Genomic DNA, 16,626 nt, shown 5'->3' with positions numbered 1-16,626 from the left:
ATTTTAGCTAAGGTATTATTAATACTATTCATTTACTTGGCTTATATGAAAAAACTTTCTCATTATTTTTTATTTGTTTTTCTTTTTACCTTACCGCAATTGAGCTATGCCAATTGGGACCTTTCTGATGACCAATTAATAGAAATCACACCACAAGCCCAAAAAATTGAAACGGATATTCAGTCACTTCCAGAGCAGCATTTTTTCTCAAAAAATAATTACGCTCAAGTAAAACGACTTTTATCATCCACGATTATTGAGCAAAAAAAACACTCAAAAAATCTTGAAGATGCATTAATAAAATATAGAAATAACAGTAATGAAGCTGAGTGGTCTATCGTAGAAAGTAACCATCAATCACTTAATTCTTTAAATTTAAGTAAGCAACAACTGCTAACGTTAACAGACCAAACCACTCGAGAACAATTAACCGGCTTTGGTCCATACGGTGTCACTCAGTTTTATTCTGAACTTTCGATTACTAAGTTAAATATTGAATATTATTTACATTATCAAATCCGCAGCTTTAAAAGCTTATTGCATGATTTAAAGATATCTCCAGTTCCTATTATCAGTGTGATATTTAAAGTATTGTGCGTATTTTTTATATTCAATTGGTGGATGAGAAACTCAGATCGCCTAATCAACGACTTTAAAATCTCAAAACTCGAAGGTACGACAAAACCAAACATATTTATCAGAAGTATTTGGTATCTAACTCGTGCACACAAAGCGATTGCTTGGTTACTTTTAATCACCGTAACATTACGGATTATTTCAACGCTTCCAAGCTTACAACACTTAATCTTCCTAGAGATTTTTACTTGGTGGGTATTGGGCGGATCAATCGCTGTAAGTTTCGTTCTTGAGTTCACTTACCGTAATAGTAAACACAATAAAAAAGACATTACCGCCTTACGTTTATCAACAATACGCCATTATATTTGGGGAGCAATTGTCGCAGGGGTTATTTTGCAGATCTCGTCAAGAACCCTTGGCCAAGGAACAATCTATGCATGGATAAACTCACTCGTTTATTTGTTCTTTATCCTACTGACTGTCTATACCTTAAAACAATGGAAAACAACGGTTTTTGATAGAATTAACAGTATTGAACCACTTCCTGTATCAATTATGTGGGCTGTACGTAATCAACAAACTTTCTTAATTTCAATTCCTGCAATAGCTTGCAGTGCCGCTTGGTTATCTTGGCGATCTATTCAACATAGTATTATTAGTTCTCTATCTCAATATGCGGCTTTTAGTCATGCTCTCGCTTATTTATTTAGAATAGAAGTAGCGAAACAAACAGAGGTTTCGCGAGAACTCTCTAACTTGGTTCGTATAAAAGGGACAACGGCTTTTGACTATATTGCACCTGGCTCAGAAAACTCCCCTTTAATTGAGTCTTATGCTAAAGATGAAATAACGTCGCTCTCCCGCTATTTACTGACTGAAAGCCCTGCCGTGTGCGTTTTATCCGGAGAAAGAGGTGTCGGTACAACTACCTTACTTAACCGTATTTTAAATAAAGTAAAAAATGCGCAGCCAATCTACATTAATTGCCCTTATGATGGATATTCAGCTCTACTTCCTGAACTCGCAATTCAATTAGGTTTAAGCGGCGATTCTTCAGAAAGAGATATTCTTCAGCATTTAAGAAACTGCGAAGAATGTTATTTAATTGCTTTTGATAATGCTCAACGTTTGGTGAAACCTAAAGTTAATGGGTTGGCGGATTTAATGAGGTTAACCAATTTACTTCGCCGAGCACGAAAAAGTCACCGCGTTGTTCTTGCCATTGAAAAATCAAGCTGGCGCTTTATCGACCGTGCGCGTGGAGAGCGTTTATTATTTGATTTAGTTACCTTCATGCCTAAATGGGCTGAAAAACAAATTAGCCAATTACTGGAATCTCGGATTACAGTCATTGAGAATACACCAACTATTTCTTTTGACGGGTTGGTGTTACCAAGACAATGGGATGAAGAGGACTTAACTGAAGAAGAACGAGCAAAAAACGGCTTCTACCGTATTCTATGGGATTATTCTGATGGAAACCCTACCGTTGCCTTGCGATTTTTTAGGTTATCTCTTCATCGTGATAAAGATTCAAATGCAGTTCTTGTCCGATTATTTAAAGCACCACACTCTGATGATCTTGAAACCATGCCAAAACCTATGCTTGCTGTTTTACGCTCTATTGTTCAATTGGAAATAGCCTCTCCTGCTGACGTGAGTGAATGCAGCCGCTTAAGCATGGCCGAAGTAATAAGTACCCTACGTTACTTCCAAAGCCGTGGTTATATTGAATGGAATGACAGTAAAGCCCGTATTTCTGATCACTGGTTCCGTCACATTACTAATGTTCTTCATCGTCAACATTTATTGGTGAAATAATATGCTTCGATTATTTATTTTTCTTATTGCGTGTAGTTTTGGACAAACAGCATTTGCTGAAGATCCTCAATCACTTGATAACCTACATCAGTTCGCAAGCTTAATCCGATGGAGCGGCGTAGCATTCTCATTTATCATTGTTTTTATTGCTTGGTTATTGCTTCGTTTTACTCAATCAATTGTGGATGGTATTAGTAGCCAATTTGCCCAACGTAGAATGTTGATGCAAAAACTACAGTCTTTCTTCCAATTTTTTATTTATATGTCTACGGGTATGACCGTTTTCATGCTCAGTTTCCGTGTTGATGAAAGAGTCTTAGCCCTAATTGGGGGGACTTTAGCTGTCTCTGTTGGTTTTGCACTAAAAGATCTTACCGCTTCTTTTATCGCAGGGTTAACCATCATGATCGACCGACCTTTTCAAGTGGGTGACAGAGTCACTTTTGAAGGACATTATGGCGATATAATTGCCATTGGTTTACGTTCAGTTCGTATGCAGACACTAAACGACGATATTATTACGATCCCAAACAATAAATTCTTAAATGAAGTCGCAATGAGCGGGAACTACGGCGCACTGGATATGCAAGTTGTTATCCCTTTCTACATTGGGATGGATCAAGACATTAATGCGGCTCGTGATATTATTCAAGAAGCAGCCTCTTCTAGCCGTTATATCCATTTACCAAAACCTGTTGTAGTTTTAGTTAAACAAAGTATTACTGATAATTATTTAGCCATTCAATTAACGTGTAAAGCTTATGTCGTTGATATTAAATTCGAAAAACTATTTGAAACAGACATCACGTTACGTGTAATGCAAGAATTTAGAAAATCAGATATTTTTCCACCTTCAATCGCGATTCAAAACAAATAATCATGTTAAAGCCACTCTATTTATAAAGAGTGGCTTTTTATGATCAAATCAAATAATCACTAATTTTCACATAATAACGTTACTGTTTTTAGCATCTCATATAATAATATACGATCCATTTATCACTCGCCGTACTGTTCTTTTGTTGCTAACATATCAGCTATATATTTAGCTAACTAGTTGGTTCTGTAATGAAATTAATATTAAAAACTCTATTACTATCTGCAGCATTATGTTCCCCCCTCGCGTTTGCTAATACGGACGCACATAATGATTACCTTAAAGGTACTGCCTACTTAAACCAAGATAACTATAAAGAAGCAATAATTTGGTTAACAAGCGCAGCAAATAACGGTTCAATAGAAGCTCAAAATAAAATCGGCGTTCTCTATGCTAAAGGTATTGGCACTGATATTAATACAAAACTTGCCATTCAGTATTTTACCAAAGCCGCTATAAATAAAAGCGCCATCGCTTATTACAATCTTGGAAAAATCTATGAAAGTGAGAATCAATACCCTATCGCGATTGATTGGTACAACAAAGCAATTGAATTAGAAAATAGTAATGCGATGAATAACCTGGCTGATTTGTACCTTCAAGGCAAAGGGTTAGTTCAAAATACACATCAAGCAGAGATTCTGTATATAAAATCAGCAGAACTCAACAACGCTACCGCAATGCGTAACCTTGGATTTTTATATTTTAAGGGTATTGATATTAAGCAAGATATGAAAAAATCGTATTTTTGGTTTAATTTAGCAGCAGCTAAATCTTATCCTGAGGCTGAAAAGTACAGAGATTTTACTGGTAGTAAATTATATAAGACCACTAGAATATCAGTACAGAATGAAGCCTTAGCATGGCTAGACGAACATTCAATTTAAGTATAAAACAATTGGGTTGTCTAGGTATTAACTAAAACAACCCAATTATATTTTATAATAAACCTATTTTTTTTGATTATTTAACAAGTTCGGTAACCATCCCGATAGCATAATAATCAAGAATATTAGTAAAAAGTTTGCTGTTGCCTTTATCGTTAAAACAATAATGCTTCCAGAAGGCAAGGCGTCTAGAACCATATAGGTACCAAAGCGAAAGGTCATCATTAAAACAATAATAGAACTAAATGCAATTAGACGACTCTTTATCGAGACCAGCATGGCGTGCTCTTTTTTCAATATAAGTGCCAGTGTTGTTCCCCAGCATAATGCTGCCATATACAGATAATTCATATAGAACATGACAAATGCTAGGCCACTAGTAGCAACTGCCATTAATAACCAAAATGAAACACTTCCCATAACTCGATACAATAAATCGCCATGTTTCTTTTGCAAACTTGAGAAATGATAGACGACCATCATACCCAATAAAACCCCAGCAACGACATCGCTAAGAAAATGAATACCTAGCCATACACGAGCAAAGGATTGAAGGATGATTAAAAAAATACAAATCTGCCCAAAGATCTTCAACGTAGATGAAGTAACTTGTTTTCTTTTTAATGCAAGATAAAAAATGCCGTAAATAACGGTAGAAAGCATTGCATTCATGCTTGGCATTCCAAATCCATTTGCTGCACTTAATTGCAGTTGAGGAACATAAACAAATGGACGAGGAAATCCTAAACCCTGTTTCGCTAAGCCAGTAAAAACTATCGTTAATATAATACCAAACAGTAATGTCAGCGCAGTCTCTCTTCCGAAATAAACTAAAGCGACGACAAATAAAGCATAGAAAAAAGCTTCTTGCCCTGTTTCATTAATTAGGGTGAAAAATACTTTAATTACAACGTTAACAATACTTGGTAATGCATTAATACTCTCTCGTAACGACATGAGTAACTTCAATTCATATTGATGAATATCTGAAGCTTGACCGACAAGATTCGTAACCCAAGTGATATTACTTCCACCATCTATCGGCTTGGCAAACCATTGCTGTAATTGCTCTAACTGTTCAGGATAGCGATATTTATTAGGGTCTACTTTGTATGGTTCAGTTAAATATACCGCTTCGGTTTCTATCCCATAATGTGGGGCAAACCAAGATGGAATACGAAAGAAACCATCTGCTGTTTGTAAATCAAAAGCGACAATATCAGAATTACTAACGCAACGGTAAATCGTTGCCTTTTCATCTTGATACAAGATATCTTTTGCCGTGACAACAAGGCCAGTCTCTTCCCAAACTTCACGCTCGGCAGCTTCTTTTCCACTTTCTCCTTCATCAATGATTCCACCAGGTAATGATAATTTACCTGTAATCAGCTCTTCAATAAGAACAACCCTGAAACCATCATCGACAACACACACCGCCCCTTTTGATAACGAGGACTCATTAGAAAACGCAGATACCGAAAAAGCAGCTGATAGCAATAAGAGGCAAGCTAGGAATTTATTCATATCTCAATCTCTTTCAAAGGTTTACGCAAATAATGAATATGCTCTTTCAACCCCTGTTGATAATAAAATTTCAATGCTGATTGATTAAAGTCCCACACTTCAACAAATATTTCTTTTACTCCATAATCTTTTAATTCTTGCTCAATACGTGTCATTAATTTTTCTGCAATTCCTGCACGTCGACTCTGTGGCTCTACATACAATTCATCAATAGTAGCCATCATCACCGCTTTACTTACTGTAGAGACTAATTCACAAAAATGCCCAGTGACAAAACCAATGACATCACCATCTAATTCGGCGACGTATATCATACAATCAGGATCATCTAAGTAGCGAGAAATGCTTTTCTCTTCTTCGATTTCAGAGGCTGTTTTAAATAGTTCAGGGCATTGCTGATGATGTTCATCATGTAACTGATACATCATTGAATTTAAGCGAAAGAGATCGATTTCTTTTGCTCGGCGAATAACTGGATCCATGTTGATACCAAACGAGGAATTAGGAATGAGGCGTAATTAGACCATTTTTTATAAGCAAAAAAAAGGCTCTATACCTCTAGAGTCTATATTCATTGAGCGACCTATCAATTTTATGAATTAAATCAAAAAGAATGCCTTATCATTTTAGCTCTATTTTTATAGAGTGAGGAGTGTATGGATATGCTTTCGGAGCAGATATCTGACCCGTGTTTTTTGACAAACATTTAAATCTACTCTTACAATGATTAATACAGATAACGGCACTTTAAAAAATAAAACACTGATCACTTGAAATATCTTGTTACAATGACGGCCTGTCGCTCTATTTTATTGTGGGCTTTCTTACTTTATTTTGACCATAAATAATCTAAGCAAAGTACACTACCTTTACTTGATTTTATTAAATGAATTACTATGTTATTTTCTTTTTCACCGAAATACCGCACCTATGAGTTAGCTATTTTTATTCTTTTAATTTTAAGTATGTTAGCTATACTTTTAATCATCCCAACCCCAAATTTATTTGATCCTTTATCAAATATAGGAAGTCATGGTTTGGGTTGGTTAAGTCGCTCTGCTGGGTCGCCTATGTTTCTTCTCACATCAGCTATATTCTGTAGTATTCCTATACTAAAGCGTTTACCTATAAAAAAAATAGGCGCTCTGTATGTTCAATTTGCTATCCTTTTAGTGTTAAGTTTAGCCCTCAAAATTGGCGTTAAAGCCATCACAGAAATTCCTCGACCTTATACTCAGGCTTTAGTCCAAGTTGATTTAATCGATAGTCCAGAAAATTTTTATGCCCTTAGTGAAAGTAATAAAGACATACTTATTACGCAGGTGGAAAACATTGTGAGCCCGGCTCGTATCGAACAATGGCGTAGTGGTATGAACTATTCATTCCCATCAGGGCATACTATTTTTGCAGCAATTTGCGTTTTATTTTGGGGAGGTTTCTTACTCCGTCATAAGCACTATTTGCTTACTTTCCTTGTCTTGACATGGGGCATTGGTGTTGGGCTTAGCCGTATATGGCTTGGAATGCACTGGCCAACAGATCTAATGGCTTCTATTATCAGTGCGTCCCTTTTAATTCTTTGTGTACCAACCATCAGTTTTGATAAAGAACCCATAATCAATAATTAAGACTCGATATCACAAAGAATACTCCACACTTTTTCACCCGCAGGATGTAATCTAGCTTGATAACGATACGCATAATATGCAATAGAAAGTCGCAATGATTGCCCACCAATAATTGCGACTTTTTTTGTTTTAAATGATGTGATTGAAACTGACGATTTACAACAACAAGCAGTGATGGCAGGAATTTACGAAGTAAAAGCAGGTAATGTAGAGAAAGGGAAAGCGATGATGTTACCTGTTTTTGAAGATATGCTAGCCCAAGGTGCAGAAGCGGTTATTTTTGGTTGTACTGAAATTCCTGTCGCATTGGCTGAACAAAATATGAATTCACCAAAGCTGTGCTTAGACTCACTAGAAATATTAGCAAAATGTTGTGTAGAATGGTCTTATGAAGCAGAGCACACCGCATTAGCAAGCTAAGCTTACTGTTTACGATTCTTCTTCACTGATTTAACCGCCATAATGCCAAAGCCAACGAGTAACAGCAGAGGCAACAGCCAAAGCACGATGGTTTTCGCATTTAATGGCGGTTCATATAAAACAAAATCACCAAAACGGCGCGTCATAAATGCCACCACGTCTTTATCACTCTTACCTGCTTTGATCTGTTGATACACTTCTAAACGCAGATCTTTTGCAATCGGTGAATTTGACTCAATTAAGTTTTGATTTTGACATTGCGGACAACGTAATCTTTTCGCCAATGCTATCGCTTGTCGCTGCTGCTCTGGAGAATCAAATTCAAACAGCTCTACACTTTCTATTGTCGCTTTGTCAGCAGCAACAAATAAACCATTACTGCTATCCAATGATGCATTAACGGAAAATACAGAACATAAGCAGAATAACGACACCAATAGATTAAAAGAACGCTTCATTATTTCGCCTCAAAAAAGTCAGCAAATTCACGCTGCCATTTCTTTTCATCTAAAGCACCAGTAAAGCGATGTAATATAATACCTTGTTGATTCACTAGAAACGTTGTTGGTGTGCCATATACACCTAAATCCATCGCTAGAGAGCCACTAGGGTCAAAAATCACCGCTTGATAAGGACTGCCTGTTTGTTCTAATACTTGTTTAGCTGCAATGCGATCATCTCTATAATCCAAACCGATAATATTCACACCCTGCTCTTTTAATTGATGTAAAAACTGATGTTCTGTTTTGCAAATCCCACACCATGCAGCCCAAACATTTAGCAAAGTTAGTGGCTGTTGTTGAAATAACGATTCATCTAATAATATGGAAGTATCCATGACTTCTGGTAATTCAAACGCAGGAATAGGTTGCCCTACCATTGCGGTTGATGTTGTCGATTCTTTTGTTTCTAATCCTGTCAGTAACAAGATAAAGACAATCGCACATACACCAACGGCGATCCCTATTTTTACTGTTGATTTCATGAATAATTACTCTTTCTTTTTACCATAGCTAATACACCACCAAGCGCCATCAAAATAGACCCAAACCAAATCCATCGTACATACGCTTTATATTGTAAACGTAATGCGAAACTGCCGTCTTTTAATTTTTCGCCTAACGTCACGTATATGTCACCATGCCAAAACCAATACATTGCAGGCTCACTCATGTTCATTACACGAACTTGATAATGACGGCGTTGTGGCTGAACCATGGCTATTTCTTTGCCATTTTCACGTATCAATAGATTTGCTTGTTCTGCAGTGTAATTTGAACCTACCAGTAATTCGGTTTCTTTATAAGTGATCTCATAATCGGCTAATTTAGCGGTTATGCCCGGTTCCATTTTCGCACTGCTTTCAAAAGAGTGTTCACTATTCATCGCTGCACCAATCATCACTATCGCAATACCAATATGAGCGATAACCATTCCTAGCGCTTTGCCTTTGGACTGTATCAGCGACCAAATAGACCCCATTACTACAGCGAAAGCTAGCACCCAAACCAAGCTAGGAATTACTGCGATATTTTCATATTGAACACGATATATTCCTAGCCCTAGCACAATAGACATCAAGCCTGAAATAACGATCTTCTTGGTATTTGCATTTGTTGTCTTTCCTTCCCAACGAACAAAGACCGACACGGCGATCATGAACAAAGCAACAATCGCCATTGGCACAAATAACAGATTAAAATAAGGCGCTCCAACGGAGATATTTCCTAATCCAAAAATTTGGAAAATCATAGGATAAAATGTGCCAAGTAATACCGTGATTGTTGCAATTAAAAATAAACCTGCGAGCAATAAAAATAGAAAATCACGACTGATAAAATGACGAATAGGCTGGCTATTTAACTGTCTACTTTTTAATGAATACAGAGAAAAAGAGACTAACATAACCACAAATAAGATCAGAAGAAGAATGATCCCACGAGTTGGGTCCACCGCGAATGCATGAACAGAAGTAAGCACCCCTGAGCGGACGACAAACGTCCCTAAAATACTCAAACAAAATGTCACTAATGACAGGATCATCGACGTTTTTAGAAGTTGGTTTTTCTTATCACTCGCGATTAAGGTATGCAGTAAACCCGTTGCGGTTAACCAAGGTAACAAAGAGGCGTTTTCAACCGGATCCCAAAACCACCAACCGCCCCAACCGAGTTCATAATATGCCCACCACGAGCCTAAACTGATCCCAGCAGTCAATAATGACCACGCTAATAGTGTCCAATGTCTTGCGTGTTTAACCCAATATTGCGGTACGTCTTTCATCATTAATGCAGCAAGCGCAAAAGCAAATGTGGCAGCAAAACCGACATAACCTAAATACAATAATGGTGGATGAAATATCAATCCAATATCTTGCAACATTGGATTCAAATCTCGACCTTCTAATGGTGTATTAACGTAAATAATGAAAGGATTTGAAGCAAATAAAGTAAAGGCTGAAAAAATAGCAATTAATGCATTAAGCACTAATAAAACTCGAATAACGTACTCTGTTTGTATTGTTTTTCTCTTTAGCGTAATTAACCCTGCCCATAGTGCTAAAGTTAATACCCAAAACAATAATGACCCTTCATGACCACCCCAAATAGCGGCAATTTTAAAAAATACAGGTAATGCAGAGTTAGAGTGTTCAGCAATATATCGAATAGAAAAATCATCAATATAGAAGCCATATCCCAATGCAGACACAGAAAGAAAACAGAATAAAGTACTAAGAATCGAGAGAGGAAAAATTAACGTAGCCCAAGAATTCTGAGAACGTGATATTCCATATATAGCAGATATGGAAGCAACAAAAGATAACACCATCGTTGCTATTAACCAAAATTGACCTATTTCAGCAATCATACGACTCCACTGATCCCTCAAAAAATAAAAACGTCATGCTTATCCTAGTGTGACTTAAATAAGTAACTTAAGATAAACATGACGATACTGCATTATACGACGGTCATTTGTCCTGCGTATAAAACAAAGGTACGAAGCATTAATACACCAATTAAGCTCAATGATGTGACTACAAAAATAAAGCCCTTACTATGCGAGACTTCTTTAGGTGCAAATGCATTGAGCGCCAATGGCGTGATCATTCCTAGGCCAATAACACCTACCCAGAACCAAGTACCCCAAAATCCACCACCAATTGCAGCCCAAGCAGCTACTTCACCTTGGCCACCACTGAAGATCAATCCAGTAAAGAAAGTGATAATAACAAACAACTCAAACAGCACGACTGGTCGTTCAAAGTTATGAATCCACTTCACTGAAGTACTTGTACTCGATTCGCCAAAACCTAAAATACCAAACAGCAAACACGCCGCGGCACCAGAAGATAAACTAGAGAACAAGAATAGAATCGGCAATACCGGATTATTCAACATTGGGTAGGTTTGTAATGCGGACAATAAAAACCCAGTATAGGCAGCAAGCATTATTGCAAGAATACCTAAAAAAAATTCTAACGCATTTTCAAACTTCTCTATTTTCAACAAAATAGCATCAATAAAAGTAAACTTCCCTTTTAAAAATCCCATGATATCTTTGCGAAAAATAATCCCAATCCAAGCAAACAAGACGACCATGTAGACTTGAAATAAAACCACCCCCATCGACATTACCGAGGTTGGGTTAAAGTAGATCATGATTTTCCAAAATGCTAACGGTTTTGTTAGGTGGAATACCAAAATCAGCAAGCCGACAATAATGCCAAAAGGCGCTAAAATCGCCATGGCTTTTATAATGCCGTTATGCGCAGGATCTCCTTCAATGACGTTACGCTTCAAGTACAGTGAAATCATCACGGCACCGGCAGACATACCAGCTAAGAAAAGATAGATCGCAATGATCCAATCCCAAACTAAGGAGTCAAAATTAAACGCAGCTTCCCATGCACTCATCTTAAATCTCCCCTTTTTGGTTTGGGATCTTAAATAACTTAGGCTTAGTGCCTAGATCCACTTTATCTCGGTAGAATACGCTATTATTTAATACCGCATTAATCTCGCTGTCTTTATCGTTCAAATCACCAAAAATAAGTGCTTTTGTTGGACACGATTCAACACACGCAGGTTGTTTACCTTGAGCTAAATTCGTCTCACGACAAAAATCACATTTATCTGCAGATTTAGTAACAGGGTTAAAGAAACGTACTTGATAAGGACACGCCGCTAAACAGTAGCCGCACCCTACACATTTTTCGTTATGGACATCGACAATACCAGTTGCTTCGTCTTTATAAGCAGCGCCTGTCGGACACACCATTACACAAGGTGCATTTTCACAGTGTTGGCATGACTTACGCGTAAAGCGATAATCGACATCAGGGAACACTCCACGCGGTTCACTACGGATAATCTCTAATCGAGAAACCCCTTCTGGCACACTATTCACTTCACGGCACGCTTCAGTACACGCAGTACAACCAATACAGGCGGTCTCATCATGTACCATGCCATAACGTTTTGCGCCATCTTCCATTGAATAAGCCAACGTTTTTTTACTGCTTATTAATGACGTAGTTGCGACTCCGGTAGTAAAGATAACCGCACCTGAACCTGCTAAAAAATTTCGTCTAGAACAACTCATACTATTCTCCTAGCTTATTTTCTTTCTGATTAAAATCAGCGTGGCAATCAACGCACATCTTTATCTTTGATGAATGATCAAAAGAAAGTACCGCTTCTTTTTCTCCGTGTACAATATGACAAGATGAACAGGTTAGATTTTTAGCGTGAACGTCATGCGTCCAGCTATCATCACGTAATCTTTCTGAGGTATGACAATCAGTACATTGGCTATTAGCTTGTAAAATTTCATCAAACGAGAGGGTCACTTTTTCCGTGCCTTGCTTTGATTGTGCTGCAGAATATTTGGTTACTTGAGGAGCGCCTTCTCGATGATCAGGCCCTATTGATTTATGACACTCTACACAATTCACATCACGCTTAAGAATGGCAAATGCATTCTTACCGTGAGAACCTTTGAGTGTTTCTTTTTCGTCTTTATGACATTGAGTACATGCGTAATCTCGGTCACGAATTAGTGTCACTTCATGTCGAACAGATGAATTAGCATCAACTAATTGGGGTGATTCATCCGCTGCAACATTGAGAGACAAACCATAGAGACAAAATGCGAAGAGTAGCTTCAACATTGTGGCTATGGCTAAATTAACTTTGCCCATGTTATATCCTTCCCTTTCCTATTTTATTTCAGTCAAATCAATCAAAGATCGAACATAAATAAAATGGATGAGTGATTGTATTGATGAAGAAATACGCTCTTCATTGAAATCAATTCTCATTGGATAGTTAGCCACAACGCTTAACAAAGACATTTTATATATAAATGTGTCGAAATAATACAAAGTGTGTCTTATAAAATGCATCTGTCTACCACTTTTGTGATATGGCGCAGATAGAGTTATCTCACTGTTATATAAGGTAAATAAGAACCATTATTAATAAGATGCATTTAAGTTAATACTTTAGAGGTATAAGTATTTATTGGTGATATAGATCACTTATGTAACTTGATGTAAATCAATACAAGCTCCGATGAAAAAATGACCTTTCCTTATCTACGATATACTCATTATGTTTCCAATTCTGATTGATAGTCGTTCTCACAACGCTTGGCTAATTCATAACAAGAATATTGGAGATATCAACTGTGAAAAAGCAATGGACCCGTCGTTCAGTCGCTGCAATTGCCATGGTGACTACCTTATTATTAAGTAGCCACAGCTTTGCCGATTCTGAAAAAAATGAACGAGTTGACCCTCGTAATGAAGCGTATGCCAAAGAACATGCTGAACAATATAAATCTTGGCGATCTACTTCTGACAGCGTACAAATTGAAGATGCCTTAGCTGGAGACCCAAACATGGTTATCATGTGGGCAGGCTATGGTTTTGCTAAAGACTACAATAAAGCCCGTGGGCATTTTTACGCGATAGATGATGTACGTGAAACCTTACGTACCGCAGGCCCAACCGATGCAAACTCTGGCCCAATGCCAATGGCATGTTGGAGCTGTAAAAGCCCAGATGTTGGCCGTGTCATCGAAGAACAAGGTGAAGATGGCTATTTTTCTGGTAAATGGGCTCGTTTAGGCAGTGAAATTCAAAACCCGATTGGTTGTGCTGATTGCCACGATACTCGTAGCGAAGAATTTAAAAATGGCGAGCCCGCGTTAGCTATTACTAAACCTCATGTTGAACGAGCAATGGATGCAATCAATAAACCATTTGATGATCAATCACGCTTAGACCAACAAGCCTCTGTATGCGGTCAATGTCACGTCGAATACTACTTCACAGGAAAAACCAAAGCCGTTAAATTCCCTTGGGATAAAGGGACTACGGTTGACGAAATGGAAGAGTACTATGACGAAATTGGCTTTAGTGATTGGACTCATAAAGTCTCTAAAGCTCCAATGCTAAAAGCACAACACCCAGGCTACGAAACATGGCGTGAAGGCATCCATGGTAAAAACAAGGTCACTTGTGTTGATTGTCATATGCCAAAAGTAACAAATGAAGATGGCACTGTTTATACAGACCACAAAGTGGGTAACCCATTTGATCGCTTTGAAGATACGTGTGCTAATTGTCATACGCAATCAAAAGAAATGCTACAAGGTGTCGTCGCAAGCCGTAAAGCTCAAGTTTTAAAAATGAAATTAACGGCAGAGCGTCAAATTGTCGCTGCGCATTTTGAAGCAGGAGCAGCATGGGATGCTGGAGCAACAAAAGAAGAGATGGAACCTATCCTATTAGATATCCGTCATGCACAATGGCGTTGGGATTATGCAATTGCTTCACATGGTATACATATGCATGCACCTGAAATCGCCCTAGAAGTATTAGGCACTGCTGTTGATAAAGCGGCTGATGCGCGAACTAAACTTATTCGACTACTAGCGAAAAAAGGCATTACCGACCCGATAGTTATTCCTGACATTTCAACCAAGGCTGCGGCACAAAAAGCCCTTGGAATGGATATGGAAGGCATGGAAGCGGAGAAAAAACATTTCTTAGAAACCCTCGCACCTAAATGGGATGAGCAAGCAAAAGAACGTGAAGCAAAAGATTATCCACCAATACAATAATACGTTACTCAACTGAATGTTTATTATTGTGGCGTTTTAATTATCATTAATAAACAATAAAAAAAGCCGATATTTCAAATGAAATATCGGCTTTTTCATATCTTTAACTCTTTAACTCTTTAACTCTTTAACTCTTTAACTAGCGACGAGCTTGCATTAATTGTTTCGCTTGGTTAATCGAATTAATGATAGTTACTCTATCAACATCTACACGTTCAGAATCTAAAATTTTCTGCCATGCATTAATTGCTTTTTGATAACGGAAAGTTACAAAATGATCAGAAGCAATTAACGTTAAGGCCGCTTGATTGTATTCATCTAATGCCAACGCTTTATCCAATAGTGTTTCTATTTCTTCATCAAATAACTGAGAATGTAGATAATACTGAGCAGTAGCTTTGGCTGCGTATTGATTTGCTGTTGGTTCTTCGGTTAGTCGAATAACATAACCAAAACAAATATTGGCTGCATTCAATTCACCATTAAGTAAATAGCCTTGCCCTATTTCAAACCACAATTCAGCATCGTTTGGCGACGCTTTCAATTGGTCTTCTAAATAGCGCATCTTGTCATCATACGACAAGGGCCCTAATGGTTCAGTAATGACTTTATTATTTACAGCAAACTTTTCAGGGCGTAAACCCGAAGAAAAAATAACAATCATGCTAATGATGACTATAAATATCATCCAAACTGGATTCAATGACGCTGCATTACCGCGACTAAAAAACCACCACAGTACCGCCCCAATAAGAACAAAACTCAATAACATCATTATTATCATATTGTGTATCCAAATAAAAAACTGCCGCGATCGTAATTCAATTTTAAACGGATCACAATGATCATTGTCATAGACCAAATAATCCCTGAATTAGGGTCTATTCAAAAAATGACGAGGGTTATCGTATATAAAATTCACTCTTAATTTGGTGGTAATAATCTCATACCAATACCAATACGGCTGTGATTATAATTGTAATCAATCAACGTTTCGCCATAACCGGTCCAACCTTGAACATACAAGCCAATGAATTTATTTACATACAACGTGTAGGCCGCTTCTACGCCACCTTTATTTGTATCAAAGTTATAATGAAATCGAGTTGAAAATTCACCAATGTCATTCCCCAATTTTAACCATACATCGTAAGGGGCCATGAAATCATTAATATCTTCGTTATTTTCTTCATCACTAAAGACATACCATGCACGAAAACCATACTGTACCGGTCCATCAAGACGCTCTAAAGAGCCATAAACTCGATCCCAACTGCGAGATAATCCAGATGTTTGACCATTAGATTCATGCATATAACCAAATTCTGCGCTGTTAAAAAACAACATATTGGATTGATGCATCACAAAAAATTGAGGTTTATAGTTCGTTTCTCTAAAAGGTGATGATATTTCATTGTTACCTAATTGCCATAATGACTTTTGGGTATAAGAAAACATAAAAGCCGTAGTATTATTCATCGGAATTAATGGAACAGCTAAGGAAAACTGAAACTTTACTTCTACATTTTGAAGACCATTTGCATCTTCAAATCCACCACTCACGTATTCGTCTTTGTTTATTTTATCGGTGTAACTTCCTAGTAAATAACTGTCTTCGTAAGCAGAAATACTATTAAGCGTTTTTGCTGATGTAATGAAGGGTAACGCCAATGCAATTAATAGCATCCATTTTTTCATAATTGACCTTTTGTCAGAAACCTGTCTTTTTCACTAATAAGCAAAATACATACCGACATTG

At 37.3% G+C, this 16,626-nt stretch carries 15 protein-coding genes and 2 pseudogenes; 6 read left to right on the top strand and 11 right to left on the bottom strand.

Annotated elements, in window-relative coordinates; translation table 11 throughout:
- Positions 1-45 precede the first annotated feature (45 nt).
- The 3 genes from A6E03_RS14225 (at position 46) to A6E03_RS14215 (ending at position 4,164) form a co-directional block, all read left to right on the top strand.
- Entirely contained in the window at positions 46-2,400 is a 2,355-nt protein-coding gene (locus A6E03_RS14225) for an ATP-binding protein (RefSeq protein ID WP_065592489.1), read from the top strand.
- Position 2,401: 1 nt separating this feature from the next.
- Positions 2,402-3,277, top strand: coding sequence for a mechanosensitive ion channel family protein (locus tag A6E03_RS14220; RefSeq protein WP_065592488.1), 876 nt, complete (start codon positions 2,402-2,404; stop codon positions 3,275-3,277).
- 191 nt (positions 3,278-3,468) lie between these two features.
- Positions 3,469-4,164, top strand: coding sequence for a tetratricopeptide repeat protein (locus tag A6E03_RS14215; protein WP_065592487.1), 696 nt, complete (start codon positions 3,469-3,471; stop codon positions 4,162-4,164).
- A gap of 63 nt (positions 4,165-4,227) precedes the next feature.
- Here A6E03_RS14215 and A6E03_RS14210 read toward each other — a convergent pair whose 3' ends face one another.
- Positions 4,228-5,688 (bottom strand): bifunctional NUDIX hydrolase/phosphatase PAP2 family protein, encoded by a 1,461-nt coding sequence (locus tag A6E03_RS14210; protein ID WP_065601108.1) that lies wholly within the window; start codon positions 5,686-5,688, stop codon positions 4,228-4,230.
- A complete protein-coding gene (locus A6E03_RS14205) occupies positions 5,685-6,170 on the bottom strand; it encodes a GNAT family N-acetyltransferase (RefSeq protein ID WP_065592485.1) in 486 nt (161 codons plus the stop codon). Before A6E03_RS14205 ends, A6E03_RS14210 begins: the two co-directional genes overlap by 4 nt.
- A 414-nt stretch (positions 6,171-6,584) precedes the next feature.
- Between A6E03_RS14205 and A6E03_RS14200 the strand changes: the two genes are divergently transcribed.
- Positions 6,585-7,316, top strand: a complete 732-nt coding sequence (locus A6E03_RS14200; protein ID WP_065592484.1) for a phosphatase PAP2 family protein — start codon at positions 6,585-6,587, stop codon at positions 7,314-7,316.
- Here the strand turns inward: A6E03_RS14200 and A6E03_RS20555 are convergent.
- A pseudogene (locus tag A6E03_RS20555) lies at positions 7,313-7,441 on the bottom strand (LysR family transcriptional regulator); the annotation flags it as partial. The gene A6E03_RS14200 and the pseudogene A6E03_RS20555 sit on opposite strands and share 4 nt — an antisense overlap.
- Positions 7,442-7,454: 13 nt before the next feature.
- Between A6E03_RS20555 and A6E03_RS14195 the strand changes: the two are divergent.
- Positions 7,455-7,736 (top strand): annotated as a pseudogene (locus A6E03_RS14195) (aspartate/glutamate racemase family protein); the annotation flags it as partial.
- A gap of 2 nt (positions 7,737-7,738) precedes the next feature.
- On the opposite strand, the gene nrfF reads toward A6E03_RS14195, so the two are convergent.
- The 6 genes from nrfF to nrfB form a co-directional block, all read right to left on the bottom strand.
- On the bottom strand, positions 7,739-8,194 hold the full coding sequence (nrfF, locus tag A6E03_RS14190) for a heme lyase NrfEFG subunit NrfF (RefSeq protein WP_065601107.1): 456 nt from the start codon (positions 8,192-8,194) through the stop codon (positions 7,739-7,741).
- Positions 8,194-8,721 carry a DsbE family thiol:disulfide interchange protein gene (locus A6E03_RS14185; protein ID WP_065601106.1) on the bottom strand — a complete coding sequence of 176 codons (528 nt, stop codon included), beginning with the start codon at positions 8,719-8,721 and terminating at the stop codon, positions 8,194-8,196. Before A6E03_RS14185 ends, nrfF begins: the two co-directional genes overlap by 1 nt.
- Positions 8,718-10,604, bottom strand: coding sequence for a heme lyase CcmF/NrfE family subunit (locus A6E03_RS14180; protein ID WP_065601105.1), 1,887 nt, complete (start codon positions 10,602-10,604; stop codon positions 8,718-8,720). Before A6E03_RS14180 ends, A6E03_RS14185 begins: the two co-directional genes overlap by 4 nt.
- Positions 10,605-10,696: 92 nt before the next feature.
- Positions 10,697-11,653 (bottom strand): cytochrome c nitrite reductase subunit NrfD, encoded by a 957-nt coding sequence (nrfD, locus tag A6E03_RS14175; protein ID WP_065601104.1) that lies wholly within the window; start codon positions 11,651-11,653, stop codon positions 10,697-10,699.
- Position 11,654: 1 nt separating this feature from the next.
- The gene (gene nrfC, locus A6E03_RS14170) at positions 11,655-12,341 is read right to left on the bottom strand and encodes a cytochrome c nitrite reductase Fe-S protein (protein ID WP_065601103.1); all 687 of its coding nucleotides are present in this window, start codon (positions 12,339-12,341) and stop codon (positions 11,655-11,657) included.
- 1 nt (position 12,342) lies between these two features.
- The gene (gene nrfB / locus A6E03_RS14165) at positions 12,343-12,939 is read right to left on the bottom strand and encodes a cytochrome c nitrite reductase pentaheme subunit (protein WP_065601102.1); all 597 of its coding nucleotides are present in this window, start codon (positions 12,937-12,939) and stop codon (positions 12,343-12,345) included.
- Positions 12,940-13,427: 488 nt separating this feature from the next.
- Here nrfB and nrfA point away from each other — a divergent pair, with 488 nt between their 5' ends.
- Positions 13,428-14,867: an ammonia-forming nitrite reductase cytochrome c552 subunit gene (nrfA, locus tag A6E03_RS14160; RefSeq protein WP_065592477.1), complete on the top strand. Its 1,440-nt coding sequence runs from the start codon at positions 13,428-13,430 to the stop codon at positions 14,865-14,867.
- Between the two features lie 139 nt (positions 14,868-15,006).
- Here the strand turns inward: nrfA and A6E03_RS14155 are convergent, their stop codons facing one another.
- Positions 15,007-15,651 carry a heme lyase gene (locus A6E03_RS14155; protein WP_065601101.1) on the bottom strand — a complete coding sequence of 215 codons (645 nt, stop codon included), beginning with the start codon at positions 15,649-15,651 and terminating at the stop codon, positions 15,007-15,009.
- A gap of 140 nt (positions 15,652-15,791) precedes the next feature.
- The gene (locus A6E03_RS14150) at positions 15,792-16,565 is read right to left on the bottom strand and encodes a phospholipase A (protein WP_065601100.1); all 774 of its coding nucleotides are present in this window, start codon (positions 16,563-16,565) and stop codon (positions 15,792-15,794) included.
- Positions 16,566-16,626 lie beyond the last annotated feature (61 nt).

The sequence above is a fragment of the Aliivibrio sp. 1S128 genome (assembly GCF_001691065.1).
GTDB lineage: Bacteria > Pseudomonadota > Gammaproteobacteria > Enterobacterales > Vibrionaceae > Aliivibrio.
This window is presented reverse-complemented; position numbering and strand designations above follow the sequence as displayed.

What these genes read in the sequence shown, in the direction of transcription:
- nrfD (WP_065601104.1), bottom strand. Translation starts at nt 11,653, where the DNA reads ATGAGTGCATGGGAAGCTGCGTTTAATTTTGACTCCTTAGTTTGGGAT.
- A6E03_RS14205 (WP_065592485.1), bottom strand. Translation starts at nt 6,170, where the DNA reads ATGGATCCAGTTATTCGCCGAGCAAAAGAAATCGATCTCTTTCGCTTA.
- A6E03_RS14210 (WP_065601108.1), bottom strand. Translation starts at nt 5,688, where the DNA reads ATGAATAAATTCCTAGCTTGCCTCTTATTGCTATCAGCTGCTTTTTCG.
- A6E03_RS14185 (WP_065601106.1), bottom strand. Translation starts at nt 8,721, where the DNA reads ATGAAATCAACAGTAAAAATAGGGATCGCCGTTGGTGTATGTGCGATT.
- A6E03_RS14220 (WP_065592488.1), top strand. Translation starts at nt 2,402, where the DNA reads ATGCTTCGATTATTTATTTTTCTTATTGCGTGTAGTTTTGGACAAACA.
- A6E03_RS14180 (WP_065601105.1), bottom strand. Translation starts at nt 10,604, where the DNA reads ATGATTGCTGAAATAGGTCAATTTTGGTTAATAGCAACGATGGTGTTA.
- nrfC (WP_065601103.1), bottom strand. Translation starts at nt 12,341, where the DNA reads ATGAGTTGTTCTAGACGAAATTTTTTAGCAGGTTCAGGTGCGGTTATC.
- A6E03_RS14150 (WP_065601100.1), bottom strand. Translation starts at nt 16,565, where the DNA reads ATGAAAAAATGGATGCTATTAATTGCATTGGCGTTACCCTTCATTACA.
- A6E03_RS14225 (WP_065592489.1), top strand. Translation starts at nt 46, where the DNA reads ATGAAAAAACTTTCTCATTATTTTTTATTTGTTTTTCTTTTTACCTTA.
- A6E03_RS14200 (WP_065592484.1), top strand. Translation starts at nt 6,585, where the DNA reads ATGTTATTTTCTTTTTCACCGAAATACCGCACCTATGAGTTAGCTATT.
- A6E03_RS14215 (WP_065592487.1), top strand. Translation starts at nt 3,469, where the DNA reads ATGAAATTAATATTAAAAACTCTATTACTATCTGCAGCATTATGTTCC.
- A6E03_RS14155 (WP_065601101.1), bottom strand. Translation starts at nt 15,651, where the DNA reads ATGATAATAATGATGTTATTGAGTTTTGTTCTTATTGGGGCGGTACTG.
- nrfF (WP_065601107.1), bottom strand. Translation starts at nt 8,194, where the DNA reads ATGAAGCGTTCTTTTAATCTATTGGTGTCGTTATTCTGCTTATGTTCT.
- nrfB (WP_065601102.1), bottom strand. Translation starts at nt 12,939, where the DNA reads ATGGGCAAAGTTAATTTAGCCATAGCCACAATGTTGAAGCTACTCTTC.